The organism is Sorangium sp. So ce117 (assembly GCF_051524395.1).
Lineage (GTDB): Bacteria > Myxococcota_A > Polyangia > Polyangiales > Polyangiaceae > Sorangium > Sorangium cellulosum_B.
In genome coordinates this window covers 2,668,148-2,683,484 of sequence record NZ_CP150309.1, presented here as the reverse complement: position 1 = coordinate 2,683,484, position 15,337 = coordinate 2,668,148, and the positions used below count along the sequence as shown (strand labels likewise).

Annotated in this window: 12 protein-coding genes; all 12 read left to right on the top strand. The window is 71.4% G+C overall.

All coding sequences use genetic code 11. From position 1 onward, the window contains the following. The first annotated feature begins 217 nt into the window (after positions 1-217). Positions 218-1,270: an NAD(P)H-dependent flavin oxidoreductase gene (locus tag WMF46_RS10130; protein WP_437985422.1), complete on the top strand. Its 1,053-nt coding sequence runs from the start codon at positions 218-220 to the stop codon at positions 1,268-1,270. A 26-nt stretch (positions 1,271-1,296) separates the two neighbouring features. Continuing rightward, positions 1,297-1,686: a VOC family protein gene (locus tag WMF46_RS10125; protein ID WP_437985421.1), complete on the top strand. Its 390-nt coding sequence runs from the start codon at positions 1,297-1,299 to the stop codon at positions 1,684-1,686. Between the two features lie 123 nt (positions 1,687-1,809). Further along, a complete protein-coding gene (locus WMF46_RS10120; protein ID WP_437985420.1) occupies positions 1,810-2,820 on the top strand; it encodes a hypothetical protein in 1,011 nt (336 codons plus the stop codon). A gap of 251 nt (positions 2,821-3,071) precedes the next feature. Next, positions 3,072-3,977 (top strand): ATP-grasp domain-containing protein, encoded by a 906-nt coding sequence (locus WMF46_RS10115; protein WP_437985419.1) that lies wholly within the window; start codon positions 3,072-3,074, stop codon positions 3,975-3,977. A 2-nt stretch (positions 3,978-3,979) separates the two neighbouring features. Then, a complete protein-coding gene (locus WMF46_RS10110) occupies positions 3,980-4,519 on the top strand; it encodes a 2'-5' RNA ligase family protein (protein ID WP_437985418.1) in 540 nt (179 codons plus the stop codon). Between the two features lie 159 nt (positions 4,520-4,678). Next, positions 4,679-6,373, top strand: coding sequence for a protein kinase domain-containing protein (locus tag WMF46_RS10105; RefSeq protein WP_437985417.1), 1,695 nt, complete (start codon positions 4,679-4,681; stop codon positions 6,371-6,373). Between the two features lie 73 nt (positions 6,374-6,446). Then, positions 6,447-7,511, top strand: coding sequence for a hypothetical protein (locus tag WMF46_RS10100; protein WP_437985416.1), 1,065 nt, complete (start codon positions 6,447-6,449; stop codon positions 7,509-7,511). Then, positions 7,511-8,659 (top strand): hypothetical protein, encoded by a 1,149-nt coding sequence (locus tag WMF46_RS10095; protein WP_437985415.1) that lies wholly within the window; start codon positions 7,511-7,513, stop codon positions 8,657-8,659. Before WMF46_RS10100 ends, WMF46_RS10095 begins: the two co-directional genes overlap by 1 nt. A 454-nt stretch (positions 8,660-9,113) precedes the next feature. After that, entirely contained in the window at positions 9,114-12,140 is a 3,027-nt protein-coding gene (locus WMF46_RS10090) for a carboxypeptidase regulatory-like domain-containing protein (RefSeq protein WP_437985414.1), read from the top strand. A 93-nt stretch (positions 12,141-12,233) separates the two neighbouring features. Continuing rightward, the gene (locus WMF46_RS10085; protein WP_437985413.1) at positions 12,234-13,154 is read left to right on the top strand and encodes a LysR family transcriptional regulator; all 921 of its coding nucleotides are present in this window, start codon (positions 12,234-12,236) and stop codon (positions 13,152-13,154) included. A gap of 153 nt (positions 13,155-13,307) precedes the next feature. After that, positions 13,308-14,402 carry a 2Fe-2S iron-sulfur cluster-binding protein gene (locus tag WMF46_RS10080; protein WP_437985412.1) on the top strand — a complete coding sequence of 365 codons (1,095 nt, stop codon included), beginning with the start codon at positions 13,308-13,310 and terminating at the stop codon, positions 14,400-14,402. Between the two features lie 32 nt (positions 14,403-14,434). Continuing rightward, positions 14,435-15,331, top strand: a complete 897-nt coding sequence (locus WMF46_RS10075; protein ID WP_437985411.1) for a sterol desaturase family protein — start codon at positions 14,435-14,437, stop codon at positions 15,329-15,331. Positions 15,332-15,337: the final 6 nt, after the last annotated feature.

Here is a 15,337-nt window from a genome sequence, read left to right as displayed (position 1 = left end):
GCCGGCGGGCGTTTATCAACTTGGGTTCGGCTGGCCAGACGCGGGTGCCCCCAGAGGAACGAGTAGCGCATCGCGCAGGTGAGCACGTGCCGTCCAGCTCGGCGTTGCCACCGATGGGCCCTTCGCTTACGCTCAGGTCCCACGGCCGAACGCTCTCTGTTGGGCGAAAAGAGGACAAAAGCTGGACGCTGCCTCGGCAGTGGGTCTGGAGATTCTCATGACGACGCTGCAGGAGCTCCTTGGGATCGATCTTCCAATCATCCAGGCCCCCATGGCCGGAGTGCAGGGCAGCGCGCTCGCGGTCGCCGTCTCCAGCGCTGGTGGGCTCGGCTCGCTGCCCGGCGCCGTGCTGGGCCCGGACGCCCTGCGCAAGGAGCTGGCAGCCATCCGAGCGCAGACCACGAAGCCGTTCAACGTGAACTTCTTCTGTCACACGCGGCCCGAGCCCGACGCCGAGCGAGAAGCGATCTGGCGTGCCCTGCTCTTGCCGTACTTCGCCGAGCTCGGCGTCGACGCAAGCGCTATCCCGACCGGCCCCGGCCGGTTGCCCTTCAGCGATGAGGCCGCTGATGTGCTCGACGAGCTCAGGCCTGCTGTGGTGAGCTTTCACTTCGGCCTGCCCTCGGAGGCCTTGCTCTCGCGGGTGCGCCGCTGGAGCCCGAAGATCCTGTCCTCTGCGACGACGGTCGACGAGGCGCGCTGGCTGGAGGCGCGCGGCGTCGACGCGGTCATCGCCCAGGGCATCGAGGCGGGCGGTCATCGCGGCAGCTTCCTGTCCGACGATCTCAGCGTCCAGCTCGGCACCTTCGCGCTGGTGCCGCAGATCGTGGACGCCGTGAAGATCCCCGTCATCGCCGCGGGCGGCATCGCGGATGCGAGGGGTGTCGCAGCCGCCATCGCGCTCGGTGCGGCCGGCGTGCAGATCGGGACGGCCTACCTCTTGTGCCCGGAGGCCACCACGAGCCTGGTGCATCGCGCGGCCCTCGCGAGCGGCGCAGCCAGCACCACGGCGCTCACCAACCTGTTCACCGGGCGACCCGCTCGGGGCATCGTGAACCGCCTGATGAGGGAGCTTGGGCCGATGAGCGGCGCCGTGCCAGCTTTTCCCTTGGCGACGTCGGCCATCGCCCCCCTGCGCGCCAAGGCCGAAAGCCAGGGCAGCGGCGACTTCTCGCCGCTCTGGGCGGGGCAAAACGCCAGCGGGTGCAAGGAAGTGCCAGCGGTGGAGCTCACGCGACAGCTCGCGGGTGCACTCCCAGGTGCACGCTGACGCCGCCCGACCTGCCGGAGGAAGCGATGAAACGCACGTGGACAATCATCGGTGTTGCTGATGTTGCTCGTAGCTTCAAGTGGTATCAGTCGCTGTTTGGTCAACCGGAAACGAAGCCCGCCCATGATGATTTCGGGCAAATACTGGACTCCGATGGAACGGTCCTGCTTTGCCTTCACCAGTGGGGAGCCCACGAGCATCCACCACTGATCAGCCCCGATCACGCTCAGCCTGGCAATGGGCTACTCTTGTTCTTTCGTGTGGACGACTTCAATGAGACGCTGCTTCGGGCACGCGCCCTCGTCGCCGGACTGGAAGAGGAACCCCGTTTGAACCCCAGTACCGGCACCAGCGAGTTCGCGCTCCGTGATCCTGATGGGTATTACGTCATGGTCAGCGCGCTCGCCGCGGCCTGACAGTTCACTCCCGGCGTGCCGCCAGCGCAGGGGCGCCGGCTGGACCCGCGCGCGGGCAGGTGACCGGGCACCGCGCCGGGGCCATGGGGTGAACGGCTCCTGTTCGTGTATCCTGCAGCGACCATGTGCTGCACCTTCTCCCCCGCCACGCTCTCCAGCACCCTCCTCTATGCCGGCGATGCGCAGTGGAACGGCCTTTACGTCCACGTCCTCGCCTACCAGAACACGGCGTCGACCTCTGGCCCGAACGCCATGATCCTGCCGATTCCAGCCACGCGGCTCGGCCCGCAGAACGCTGTCGACACGCGCCCGTTCCGCACCTTCCTCGAGGACATCCGCGAGGCGACGCGCCAGCCGATCCCGCGAAGCTACGGCACGCTGCTGGGCGGCACGCTCGAGGCCGCTCGGGCGGTGGTTTTCGACGTGGGCAGCTATGCGGTGGTGCTCGCGGAGTCGCCGCGCGCCGTGCTCTCCGTCCTCAGGCAGGTCCCGAAGCCCAAGCGGCCTGCACTCAACGACCGCATGCTTCAGGCGTTCGAGGCCTATTACCCCGGCTGGCCGGTGGCGGTCTGTTGCTGGAACGGCAACCTCCAGCCCGAGCCGCTCCTGTGGTGGTACGAGCCCAGGTACCCGGAGTGGCTGTTCGCGCCCGCGCTCGACGCCCACGACGGCAACCCGCCCGATCTCCGGGCGACGGTCGAGGTCGATCACCACATCGCCTTTGGCTCGGCCCTGAAGCCCGAGGGCCAGCCGGTCCTTTACCGCGATGATGCGGGGGCGAACCGGCCGCTCTTGCCCTCGAGCGCGCACGGCACGGAGCTGCAATCCCGGATGATCAACGGCGATTTCTGGTTGCGCCGCGACCAGCTCGGCGGGCCGGCGCTGCGTTGCGTGCCGGGCGACAGGGCAGGCGTGCCCATCGCGCTGAACGGCTGGGAGGAACCTCCACCGTCCTGGCTACCGCCGGAGCCCATGGTGTCAAACTGGAATCCGCCGCCCCCCCGCCGGCCGATGCCGCCGCCTCCCGGCGGAAAGAGGTACTGCTCGAACTGTGAGTTCCTGCTCGACGCGTCGGCGAAGCTCTGCACCATATGCGGAACGTGGATCGATGTCGAGGGAGCAGCCCAGCGCTGAGCTCGACGGCCACGGACGAGCGATCTGATAGCAATCGACCCCGAGCAAGCAGACGCGAACGATGGTCCCCACCACTCGCCTCTCCACCTTGGTCTCTCGATAGTTCTCCTCCCCGTCTCCCTGTGCACTCTCTCTTGCTCTCTCTCCCGCCCGACAAGCCGACGGAGCCACCTCCGAGCTGAAAATCGCTCGGTCATCGCCCGATCTACACCCTCGTGACGACCATCGCGCCGTCGGATAGAGTCTGCGAGATGCTCCCCGCCCCGCTCGTCCTGTTCCCGAGCAGCCCGCTGCACCCGACCGCGCCGGACAGCGCCTTCGAGGAGGAAGCCGGGTATGCCGCCAGCGCCGGCTTCGACGTCGGCCTCATCGACCTCGAGGTGCTCCTCGGCGGCGACGTGAAGCTCCGCCGGGTGCCGGAAGGCCCGGGCGAGGTGATCTACCGCGGCTGGATCCTGGACCTCGATGCTTATCGATGCATGAGCGAGGTCGTCGCCGCGCGTGGCCGGCGCTTGATCACGGAGCCGGCGGCGTACCAGCACTGCTACCACCTGCCCGAGTGGTACGAGGCGATCGGCGGCGCCGAGCACACAGCGCGGTCGATCTGGATCCCGGGCTCCACGTTCGACCTCGAAGCCGTCGTCGTTCACGTGCGAGAGGCGTTCGGATCGGGCGCCGTGATCCTCAAGGACTATGTGAAGTCCCGCAAGCACGAGTGGTTCGACGCGTGCTTCATCCCAGCGGCGGACGACGAGGCCAACGTGCGGCGCGTCGTGGGCAACTTCCTCCGCCTCCAGGACGACCACGTCGTCGGCGGGCTCGTCTTCCGGGAGTTCGTCGAGCTGCGACGCATCGGGCTGCACCCGAAGAGCAGGCTTCCGCTGGTGAACGAGCATCGCTTCTTCGTGCTCGACGGCCGGCCGTTCTACTCGGCGCCGTACTGGGCCGACGGTGCCTATCCGGGTGAGCCGCCGAGCGCCGACGTCCTCGCGCCCGTTCTCGGCCGCGTGCGCAGTCGTTTCTACGCGGCCGACGTCGCCGAGAAGGAAGGGGGCGGCTGGATGCTGGTGGAGCTGAACGATGGCGGGTCGGCGGGCATCCCCGAGGGCGGGGCCGCGGACGCGTTCTACCGGAGCCTGCGCGCGGCGCTCGGCTGAGCATGGCGCAAGAGACAGCGTTCGCCCTGTGGCTCATTCCCGGCGGAGCGCCGGCCGCGCGGCTCGAGGAGCTCATCGAGGCGCTCGCCCGGGAGACGGGGGGCCCGGCGTTCGCGCCTCACCTCACCCTGCTCGGCGGGCTGCGCGGCGACGCTGGCGCGCTGGCCGCGAAGCTCGGCAGGCTGCGCGGCGACGGCGGCGCGCTCCGCCCCGTCGCGCTCGAGGCGCGGGGCCCCGCCACCGGCGGCACCCGCCACCAGTGCGTGTTCCTCGACGTGACGCCGTCCGAGCCGCTCGCGGCGCTGCGCCGCGCGGCCGAGGCGGCGCTCGGCGCGACCGCGAACGAGGCCCCCTTTCGCCCGCACGTGAGCCTCGCGTACGGCGAGCTGCCGGCCGCGCGCCGAAAGGAGCTCGCCGCGGATCCTCGGGTGCTTGCGCTCGCGCACGAGGTGTGGTGGGCCGACCGGCTCGAGCTGTGGGCCGTGGAGGGGCCGACCGAACGCTGGCGCTGCGTCGAGGGCGTCGCGCTGGAACGCCGGTGAGATCTCGCCGGCGCGGGTGTCATGCCTGCCCACCACGCGCCCAGACGCACGGTTCCGCCGCAGGGGAAGCGTCGACGAGGGATTTCCGCCCTGCGCGCAGATCGCGGCGCGCCGAAGTATGTGATCTCGTGGATCTCGGCTAGCCTAGGGCCCATGGCGATGGCTCCCGTTGCTGTGGGCGACGTCCTCGCGGGCAAGTACCGCGTGGAGCAGATCGTTGGTGCCGGTGCGATGGGTACGATCGTCGCTGCGTGGCACCTGGAGCTGGAGCAGCGCGTCGCGATGAAGTTCCTGCACTCGCTGCGGGCGGACGGCGGCGACCCGGCCGAGCGGTTCCGGCGCGAGGCGCGCGCGCTGGCCAGGATCAAGAGCGAGCACGTCGCGCGCGTCCTGGATGTCGGCTCGCTGGAGGGCGGGATGCCCTACATGGTGATGGAGTTCCTGGAGGGGAACGACCTCGCCCACGAGATCCGGGCGCGCGGTCCGCTGCCCGTGATGGAGGCCGTCGGGTACATGCTCCAGGCCCTCGACGCGATGGCCGAGGCGCACGCCACGGGGATCGTGCACCGCGATCTCAAGCCGGCCAACCTGTTCCTCTCGCTCCGGCCCGACGGCGATCGGGTCATCAAGGTCCTCGATTTCGGTATCTCGAAGTCGCTGCTCGGCATATCGCGCGACCAGGTCGCGCTGACCCAGACAGCGTCGCTCCTCGGGTCGCCGCTCTACATGTCTCCCGAGCAGGTGCGCTCCGCGCGGGACGTGGATACGCGCGCGGATATCTGGTCTCTCGGCGTCATCCTGTACGAGATGCTGACCGGGCGGACTCCGTACGACGGCGAGTCCGTCGCTCAGCTCTTCCACACGCTGCTCTACGAGAACGCGGCCCCGGTCGCCCAGCTGCGCCCCGACGTCCCGCGCGAGCTGGACGCCGTGGTGATGCACTGCCTCGCCAAGGAGCGCGAGCAGCGGTGGACGAACGTCGGCGATCTGGCGGCCGCGCTGCTCCCGTTCGGCCCCGCCACGGGCCACATGCACGTCGACCGGGCGCGCCGCATGCTCGGCAGCTCCTCGGACATCGCGCGGCCGTCCCTCCTCCACACCGGCGTGCCGAGCGGGGGCGCTCAGGGCACCGGATCGCGCCCGTCCATACCGCACGGGGGCCCGCCCTTCGCGTCGGGCACGCCGTCTTCACCGTCCTTCGCGTCGGGCACGCCGTCCTTCGCGCCGGGAACGCCGTCTTCGCCGTCCTTCGTGCCGGGCACGCCGTCCTTCGCGCCGGGCATGCCGTCCTTCGTGCCGGCCTCGCCGACCGTGCCCAACGCGGAGACGGGGCCCACGGTCAACTCGTGGAGCAACTCGGGCCATCCGGTGCGAACGGTCCACAAGGGGGCGCGCGTCATCCTGGCCATCGCCGCCGGCGCCTTGCTGGCAGGGGCCTCGCTCGGCGCCCTGTTCTTCCTGCGCTCCGGGCTCTCCACCGACCAGGCACAGCCCCCCGCAGCCGCGGTTGCGCCCACCGCCGAGGCCACGGCGGCGCCCACCGCCGAGGCCGCGGCGGCGCCCACCTCCGAAGCCACGGCGAAGGGCGACGCGCGCGAGGCTCCCGGCGCCACCGGCGCCGCGCCCGAGGTGGCCGGCGGTTCGCCGGCCCCGACCGCGCCGGCGGCCACCTCCAGCGCGCCCGCGGCGCCGCCGGCGGCGTCCTCCGGCCCGGCGGCGCCGCTCGCCGCGCAGCCGGGCGCGCCTCGGGCGACCGCCACGGGCCGGCCCGTCGAGCGCGCGCAGCCCGACGCGGGGGCGCGCCCGGAGCCTACGCGGGGCAATTCGATCAGCGACTTCGGCGGGCGGCGCTGAGCGTGGCGCTCGCGTCGATCCGGCGACGGCCCCGAGGCTCGTCGTGGCCAGCTTGGAGGAGAACACGGGACGTATGAGGCGTACGAAACGTCGTCAGCGAAGCATCGCACACTGCGTCGGCCTGGGTCTGTGCGCGGCGTTGATCTCCGGGGGGCTCCCCGCGCGGGCGGAGCCGAGCGCCGCCGACAAGGCGACGGCGGAGGCGCTCTTCGACGCGGCGCTCGACCTGATGAAGCAGGGGCGCAGCGCGGAGGCGTGCCCGAGGCTGGAGCAGAGCCAGCGCATCGATCCGGGCATCGGCACGCTCCTCTACCTGGCCGAGTGCTACGAGAACACCGGCCGCACGGCGAGCGCCTGGGCCACGTTCCGGCAGGCCATGTCGGAGTCGCAGGCCGCGGGGCAAGCCGACCGCGCCCGCAAGGCGCAGGCGAGGGCGGCCCGGCTGGAGCCGGGCCTGTCGAAGCTGAGCATCGGCGTCGCCGCGGAGAACCTCGCGATCGAGGGCTTCAAGGTGCGCTCCGCCGGAAAGGCGCTCGATCCTGCGGTCTTCGGCGTCGCGATCCCCGTGGATCCGGGCGAGATCGCGATCGAGGCGAGCGCCCCGGGCCACGAGACCTGGACGGCGACAGTGAAGCTCGGGGGCGACAAGAAGGGCCCTGCGAGCGTCGATGTCCCGGCGCTCAAGCGGCTCGAGGGGCCGCCGCCTGCGCCCCGCGACGCGCCGCCTCCCGAGGCGGCGGGCCCTGCGCCGGCGCGCGGCGCCCCTGCGCCGGCGCCGGCGCCCGCGGCGTCCGGGGGCAACACGGCGCGCTTGATTGGCTTCGTCGTGGGCGGCGCGGGCGTCGTGGGGCTCGGCGTCGGGACGTTCTTCGGCGTGAAGGCCATCTCGAAGAACAGCGACGCGGAGGCCTACTGCAAGGGCGGCAGCACGTGCGAGGACGAGCGCGGCGTCACGCTGACCGAGGAGGCCAAGAGCGCCGCCACCGTGTCGAACGTCGCGTTCGGGCTCGGGGCGGCGGCGGCGATCGGCGGCGCCGTCCTCGTGTTCGTCGTCGCGCCGAGGCAGGCCCCGCCCGTCCAGATGGGGGCGTTCGTGGACGCGCGCAACGTCGGGTTGCGCGTGGGAGGTACGTTCTGATGAGACGCATGACAGGGCTCCTGTCGCTCGCCCTGCTCGCCCCGCTCTCGAGCCTCGCGTGGCTCGGCTGCCAGGCCATCGCCGGCATCGAGGACCGCACCTTCGACCCGGGCAGCACGGAGTCGGGGGGCGGGCAGGCGCCCGTGAGCGAGCAATGCGCGTCGTACTGCGCCGACGTGATGGCGAACTGCACGGGAGAGCACCAGGTCTATGCCACGCTGGCGACCTGCCAGGGCGTGTGCGCGCTGCTCCCGGCGGGCGATCCCCTGGAGCCCGTGGACAACACGGTCGCGTGCCGCGCCCGCCAGGCGGAGCTGGCGGGCGCCACCGGCGAGGTCGGGGTGCACTGTCCGGCGGCGGGCCCGGGCGGCGACGGCGAGTGCGGGAGCAACTGCGAGAGCTACTGCGCGCTGCGGGCCGCGGCGTGCACGCTCGAGGTCGCCACCGAGGAGGAGTGCGTCGCCATGTGCGCGGGGCTCAAGGACGTGGATAAGTTCGACGTCATCGAGAACCACGACGGCGACACGCTGCAGTGCCGCCTCGTGCACGTGAGCTCCGCGACGGTGGACCCCGACGAGCACTGCCCGCACGCGAGCCTGACGCCGGTGCAGCCCTGCGGCGATCCGGAAGGGACGGCGCCGAGCTGCGAGGACTTCTGCCAGGTGGTCATGACGTCGTGCACGGGCGATCTGGCCGTGTACGAGTCGAGAGCGCAATGCCTCTCGGTCTGCGCGGCGCTCCCTCCCGGCGCGACGGAGGACCGGGTCGAGAACACCGTGGGCTGCCGCAAGTACCACGCTTACAGCGCGATGCTGGCGCCGACCACCCACTGCCCGCACGCGGGGCCGGGCGGAGACGGCCATTGCGGGGTCGAGGAGCCGGGCTCGGGCACGACGGGCAACTGCGTGTCGTACTGCACGCTGTTCGAGGCGGCCTGCAAGGAGGCCCTCGGCGAGGCGTACGATGGCTGGGGCGCGGCGTGCCAGGACGAGTGCAGCACGATGACGGGAGCGACCCACGATTCCCACTACTCCGTCGCGAGCGCCGAGGGCGGCGACACGGTCTCTTGCCGGCTGCTCCACGTGAGCCGCGCGCTCGAGAACCCGGACGAGTGCGCGGCGCTGGCCGACGGGACCGCCTGCCAGTGATGGGAGCGCGGTGGGCCCCACCGCGTTCAGGAGGGCGGGTCGGCGGTTACGGGGTATAGGCGTTAACCAAGCTCGTTCGGTCACGCTCACGGCACGAGCCCGCCCCTCTCCTCCCCACCATCGTTCACCACGTGAACGTTTACGTGGTCGTGGTCGTGGTCGTGGTCGTTCACGGCCTATCGTTGACGACCACGACCACGACTACGACTACGACCACGTAAACGTTCGGATGTAGGAGAACGCGGCACGCAGCTTGGTTGACGCTTATGGGGGTTCCGGGGACGGGTCGAGCCGCTCGATACGCCCTCGATGAGGCGACAGGGCAAACCCCCGCGCCCCGCCGTGGGAACGCGCCGTCATCCTGCTCCCCAGGACGAGCCCCCGCCGCGCGTGAGCGCGATGGATTAGTGATCCCGGCGGCAGGGGCCATGCACGAAGGAGGGGCTGTCAGGTCATGAAGAGCGCGGAAGCGAGACGGTGGCTTGCCCTTGTCGTGCTCGGGCTGGCGGCGGCGGGGATCCTGGGCCTCTTGTTGTGGCTCCGCGCCGGAGAGGCGCCGGCGGACGGCCCCGTACCTCCGGCGAGCGCCGCTTCGGCACGGGGAGCGCGGCGCCTCCGCGCGAGGGACGCGCCGCCCCCGCAGCTCGGGAGCATCGCGGGGCGGGTCGCCAATGCGGCCGGCTCGCCCGTCGCCGGAGCGCTTGTGTGCGCCAGCGCGAGCGGCGGAGCGAGCGGACTGACGCCGTTCGATCTGGGCGAGCCGACGTGCGCGCCCGCAAGCGAGGACGGCCGCTACCAGATCGCGGATCTCTCCCCCGCTCGCTGGACCATCTTCGCCTCGGCGCCGGGCCACCGCCCCGCGAGCTACACCTCCCCTGCCCCGGACCGCGCCGGCTGGCTCGATCTCCGCCAGGGAGAGACGCGCACCGGCGTCGATCTGACGCTCGTCCGCGGCGGCGTCGAGGTCCGGGGCCACGTCAAGGACGTCAGCGGCGGGCCCATCGCCGGGGCGCTCGTCATGATTCATGGCTTCCTGGGGTCGCACCAGGGCGCCGCGGTGACCCGCTCCGACGCAGACGGCTCCTTCTCCGCGTGGACCGAGGAGGGATACTGCCTGGCCCGCGCCACCGCCGACGGGTACGCCGAGGGGTCGCAGCACGGCATGGCGCCGGGGCCGCCGCTCGAGATCTTGATGACGCCCGGCTCGGCGATCGAGGGGAGGGTCGTCGAGGCAGGGTCGGGCGCGCCGATCGCCGGCGCGACGGTCCGTCCCGGGATGGCGCAGAGGTGGGGCCCCGGGGAGGTGAAACCGGTGTCGAGCGACGCGGAGGGGCGCTTCCGCATCCCGGGCCTGGCGCCCGGGCGGTACAAGCCCACGGCGCGCGCCGCGGGCGGCTATGGCCAGGCGCGCGCGAGCGTGGTGCTCGGGATCGGCCAGACCTCGAGCGAGGTGGTGATCGAGATGCACCCCGCCAGCAGCGTGGCCGGCCGCGTGGAGGTCGCGCCCGGGGGCGGGCCCTGCGCGAGCGGCTCGGTCACCCTGTTTCACGAAGGGAGCGGCTGGCTCCCGACGGTCCTCGGGGCCGACGGTTCGGCGCGCTTCGAGGGCGTGCTGCCCGGCTCGTACCAGGTGATGGTGCTCTGCCAGGATCACGCGTCGGAGCCGGCCTACCCCGCCGTGGAGGTCGGCGAGGCGGACGTGGAGGGCCTCGTGTGGACCGTCCGCGCCGGGCTGTCGCTCCGCGGCCGGGTGGTGGACCGCGAGGACAAGCCTGTGCGCGCCATGGTCCACGCGAGCCCGACCGACATGGGGGGAATGCAGCCGATGCAGCCCGGCCCCGTCGGGCAGAGCGATGACGACGGCCGCTTCGTGCTCCGGGGGCTCTTCCCTGGCAAGCACAGGGTCATGGCGCACTCGAACGATCACATTCCGCCCGAACCGGTGATGGTCGAGCTCGTCGATGAGCGCGCTCCCGAGATCACCCTCGTGATGGACAGCGGGGGCAGCGTCGAGGGCACCGTGACCGACGAGGACCGCCGCCCCGTTGCAGGCGCGGACATCATGCTGAGCGCGCAGCAGCCCGGGTGGGGCGGCCCTCCGGCTCCGAGAACGTCCCTCGCGGACGGGACATTCGTGATCAAGGGGGTCGCGCCGGGCGCGTACCGGATCTGGGCCATGCAGGGGGGTATGCCCATGAGGGCGCCAGGTCAGGCCGGCGGCGGCGACCCCGGGGTCGCGGTGACCGTGGAGGCAGGGGCGGCCGCGCGCGTGAGCCTGGTCGTGGAGCGCCAGAACGGCGAGATCCACGGGCGCGTCGTCGACGGGAGCAGCAGGCCAGTGGCGGACGCGTTCGTCAATGTCCAGCGGGAGCCCGACGGCGCAGGCGAGCCGGGCGCCCCGGCCCCTCCTCCCCCACCGCCGGAGATCATGGGGACCTACGCGCCGGTGCTCACCGATCCCGACGGGGAGTTCGTGATCGGGAACCTGGGCCGGGGCACGTACACGGTCCAGGCGCAGCGCCGCGGAGGGGGCCGCGCCGCCGTCGAGCACGTCGAGATCGGCGGCACCGTGACGCTCATGATCCAGGAGACAGGCACCGTCTCCGGCGCCGTCTCCAGCCCCGGCGGCGCGCCGCCCGATCAGTTCACGATCCGCGTCACGGGCCGCGAAGCGCCGTTCTTCCGGAACGAGTCCTTCGCGTTCACGGACGGGGCCTGGACGATGAGCGATCTGCCGGCGGGCAAGTACGAGCTCGCAGCCGACGCCCCGGAGGGGACGGCCACGGGCGAGGTGACGCTCGCGCAGGGGGAGCAGCGGAGCGGGGTGGTGCTGACGCTCGCCGGGCGCGTCGCACTCCGGGGTCAGGTGGTGTCCCTGGAGGACGGCGCGCCCATGGCCGGGGTGACCGTGCACGCGTACCCGCGCGCCGGCGGAATGGCGCCCTCGCCGGTGCAGCAACACGAGGTCACCGACGGAGCGGGTCATTTTCACCTCGACCGCGTGCCCAGAGGTCCCCTCGTGCTCATGCTCATGCCCGCGGATCCGATGAGCTCGGCGTTCGACGCGGCGATGATCCCGGTCGATGTGCAGCCGGGCGCGGAGACCGACGTAGGGCGGTTGTTCATGGCGAAGCGCCGGGTGAAGCACGACGAGCCTCCCGGCGATCTCGGGTTCACGGTCGAGCCGCCCCAGTCGCCGATGGAGTCGGCCATGCGGCCGCACAAGGTGGTCGAGGTGCGCCGCGACGGTCCGGCCGCGGCGGCGGGCCTGCAGGTGGGGGACGTGATCGTCTCGGTGGACGGCCACGATGTCACCGGCAAGCTGGGGTATCTGGTCGGGTCCCTGCTCCGCGTGCCCGCGGGGACCCGGGTGACCCTCGGGCTCTCGCGCGGTGCGCGCGTGGCCCTGGTGGCCGCGGCGATGCCGCCGCCCCCGGGCGTCGGGCAGGGCGGCATCGAGGCCGCGCCAGGGCCACCGTAGGCGCCGGCCGCCACCTCGTGACGGCAGGCGCGTGGAAGAGCTCGCCGCCCGCGCTCTCGGCGGCGGGTGTCGGGGCAGCGCTACCCTCCCCACATGAACGCACCGCCGCTGCCTCGCCTGCGCGCCGTGGACCTGAACCTGCTCACCGTGCTGGACGCCGTGCTCACCGAGCGCAACGTGACACGGGCGGCCGAGCGCCTCGGCATGACCCAGCCGGCCGTGAGCAGCGCGCTGAACCGGCTGCGCCTGCTGTTCAACGACGATCTCATCGTGCGCCGCGGCAAGGAGATGGCCCCGACGCCGCGCGCCCTCGCGCTCGCCGGCCCGATCCGCAGGGCGCTCGACATGATCCAGGCATCACTCGCCCACACCGGCGCCTTCGATTGCACGGCGAGCCGTACCTTCAGGCTAGGGATCAGCGATATCGGAGAGGCCCTCCTCTTGCCTCGTTTTCTGCAGTGGCTCGAGCCGCTCGGCGCCCGCGTCCGGCTCGATTTCTGTCGCGAGCCCGGAAGCTCGCTGCAAAACGAGATGCGGCTCGGCAAGATCGAGCTCGTCCTGGATCACATCGCCATCCCGGGCGAGGAGTTCCGGCGAACGCGCGTGCTCGACCTCGAGTTCGTCACGCTGGTGCGCCAGGATCATCCGACCGTGGGCCCCTCGCTGACGCTCGACGAGTACATGGCGCTCGAGCACGTGATCATCGAGCCGCGCGAGGGCCAGACCAACCTGGCAGAGCAAATTCAGGCCGTCGTTGGGCGATCGCGGCGCGTGCGGGTGCAGGTCCCCCGCTATCTCTCGATGCCGTTCATCGTCTCGCAGTCGAACCTCGTCTGCACGGTGCCGCTCCCCCTGGCGCGGCTGTTCGAGCAGCACTTCCCCGTGCGGGTGGTGAGCTGTCCGCTCCCCATCCAGCCGATCCCGCTGTTCATGATGTGGCATGCCTGTCAGGACGGCGACCCGGCCCACGAGTGGCTCCGGCGGTCCCTGATCGAGCTCTGCAGCCGCATCTGACGCGTCCCATGCGGTCGGGCTCGGCCGGAAAGAGGCGGGCGGCCATGGATTCGGAGGAATATTCACGCCGGCAATCTGCCTCATACCATTTCCTGATTGGGCTTTTCGGGGGCCGCCTCCATGAATCCATGTGCAACAGGGAGCCATGACATCGTGAAAGCCATCTCATTCGGCGGCCGGACGAGGGGTCGAGCCGGGACCCTCCAACTCCTGGGCAGCGATCGCGCGGTCCGTATCGAGGCCGGAGAAACACTGCTCAGCGCAGCCGTGCGCGGGAACATCCCGTTTCCACACATGTGCCGCGTGGGCGAGTGCGGCACCTGCAAGTGCCGCCTCATCAAGGGGCATATCCGCCTCAAGAGCGATATCTCGCGCCACGTCGCGCCCGAGGAGATCTCTGCCGGCTTCGTGCTCGCCTGCCAGAGCCTCGCCGTATCGGAGGAGGTGGCGATCGAGGTCCCGGGGACCGGCCGCGGGCGCTCGACGGATCGAGCGCCGGCGCGGATCGACGCGAGCGTCGCGCGCGTGACGCGGCTCGCGGCCAGCGTCCTCGCGCTCGAGGTCGACCTCGCCGCGGACGTCCGCTACGTGGCCGGGCAGTACGCGCAGCTCACGGTCCCCGGCGCCCCGGGGCTCGGCGAGCCGCGCTGTTACTCGTTCGCCGAGGCGCCGGCTCGGGCCTCGCCGCGCAGGGCGCTCTTTCATATCCGCCACGTGCCGGGCGGCGCCTTCACCGATTGGCTCTTCGGGGCCGATCGCACGGGCGCGCGCCTCTGCTTCTCGGGGCCCCACGGCAGCTTCCGCTATCACGAGGCCGATCGGCCGCTCCTCTGCGTGGCAGGAGGCACAGGGCTCTCTCCGATCAAGGCGATCCTGGAGCAGGGGCTCTCGGATGGGCTCGCCCGCGACGTGACGCTGGTCGTCGGCGCGCGCGCCCGGCAGGATCTCTATGCGCTCGACGCCATCGCCTCGATCAAGGCGCGATGGCGAGGTCGATTCGTCTTCATGCCCGTGCTCTCGCACGAGCCCGAAGGCTCGAGCTGGACAGGGCGGAAGGGGCACGTCACCGACCACCTCCGCGAGGTCGCCGCGGGCCACGCCGATTGCGCGGCCTACGTGTGCGGGCCGCCCGGGATGATCGACGCCGTGCTCGACGTGCTGCGCGGCGAGATCCCGCCGATGCACTTGCATCACGATAGATTCCTGGACCGCGGCTCGGTGGCTCGCGCCGCCGCTGCGGTTGCCTGAGCCAGGCCACGACGCTCGAAAGGAGAGCCCTCATGCTCCACGGCACGGTGTTCGTCCTCGTCTTCCTCGCGCTCTTTGCCGCCCTCGAGCTCGCGCTCGGCCTGTATCGGCGCACAGGCGTGCTCACCATGCGGGAGCTCGGCGCGAGCCTCGTGTCCGTCGGCGCCTACCTCGTGATCCGCGGCGCGTCCTTCGTCGGCGTGACCTGGGCGCTCTGGGCGCTCTGGCCCGGCTCCGAGGGCGCGCTCGCCGGCGTGAGCTCATGGCTGGTGTTCCCGATCTACGTGCTCCTCGATGAATACGGGATCTACTGGGTACACCGCAAGAGCCATGAGTGGCCCTGGCTCTGGTGGATCCACAAGCCTCACCACGTGCCGCGCAACATGAACATCGCGGTCACGTACCGCGAAAACTGGCTATGGTATGTCCTGTTGCCGGGCACGTGGCTGGCCCCGCTCGTCGTCTGGCTCGGCCACCCTGGCGCCTATGTCGTGGGATTGGCCTTCAGGACGCTGATCGTGCTGGTGGAGCACAGCGATCTCCGCTGGGATCTGCACCTCCAGCAGAGCCGCTTCGCGCGCCCTGCCATGTGGGTCCTCGAGCGCATCGTCTCGCTGCCCGACACGCACCATGTGCACCACGGGGTCGGCCGCTTCGGCAATGCCACGAAGAATTATGGCGCCGCCCTCATTTGCTTCGATTGGATCCACGGCACGCTCATGATCCCGCACGCGCGCCAGGAGGGCTTCGGGCTCCCCGAGGGCGCGCCGGTCGAGCCCTGGGCCGAGCAGCTCTTCTGGCCGTTCGTGCGCTCGAAGAAGAAGGCGGTTCGTCGCCGGCCGATCGAACATACGTCACCGGAGGCCGAGGCCGCCGGGGCAGAGGCGGTGATTTACACCGCCGATGGCTGCGCTGTCGTCGTGAGGTGAGCCCTG

Coding starts and splice junctions, on each gene's coding strand:
- WMF46_RS10125 (WP_437985421.1), top strand. CDS start 1,297: ATGAAACGCACGTGGACAATCATCGGTGTTGCTGATGTTGCTCGTAGC.
- WMF46_RS10085 (WP_437985413.1), top strand. CDS start 12,234: ATGAACGCACCGCCGCTGCCTCGCCTGCGCGCCGTGGACCTGAACCTG.
- WMF46_RS10095 (WP_437985415.1), top strand. CDS start 7,511: ATGAGACGCATGACAGGGCTCCTGTCGCTCGCCCTGCTCGCCCCGCTC.
- WMF46_RS10115 (WP_437985419.1), top strand. CDS start 3,072: ATGCTCCCCGCCCCGCTCGTCCTGTTCCCGAGCAGCCCGCTGCACCCG.
- WMF46_RS10120 (WP_437985420.1), top strand. CDS start 1,810: ATGTGCTGCACCTTCTCCCCCGCCACGCTCTCCAGCACCCTCCTCTAT.
- WMF46_RS10105 (WP_437985417.1), top strand. CDS start 4,679: ATGGCTCCCGTTGCTGTGGGCGACGTCCTCGCGGGCAAGTACCGCGTG.
- WMF46_RS10100 (WP_437985416.1), top strand. CDS start 6,447: ATGAGGCGTACGAAACGTCGTCAGCGAAGCATCGCACACTGCGTCGGC.
- WMF46_RS10130 (WP_437985422.1), top strand. CDS start 218: ATGACGACGCTGCAGGAGCTCCTTGGGATCGATCTTCCAATCATCCAG.
- WMF46_RS10075 (WP_437985411.1), top strand. CDS start 14,435: ATGCTCCACGGCACGGTGTTCGTCCTCGTCTTCCTCGCGCTCTTTGCC.
- WMF46_RS10110 (WP_437985418.1), top strand. CDS start 3,980: ATGGCGCAAGAGACAGCGTTCGCCCTGTGGCTCATTCCCGGCGGAGCG.
- WMF46_RS10090 (WP_437985414.1), top strand. CDS start 9,114: ATGAAGAGCGCGGAAGCGAGACGGTGGCTTGCCCTTGTCGTGCTCGGG.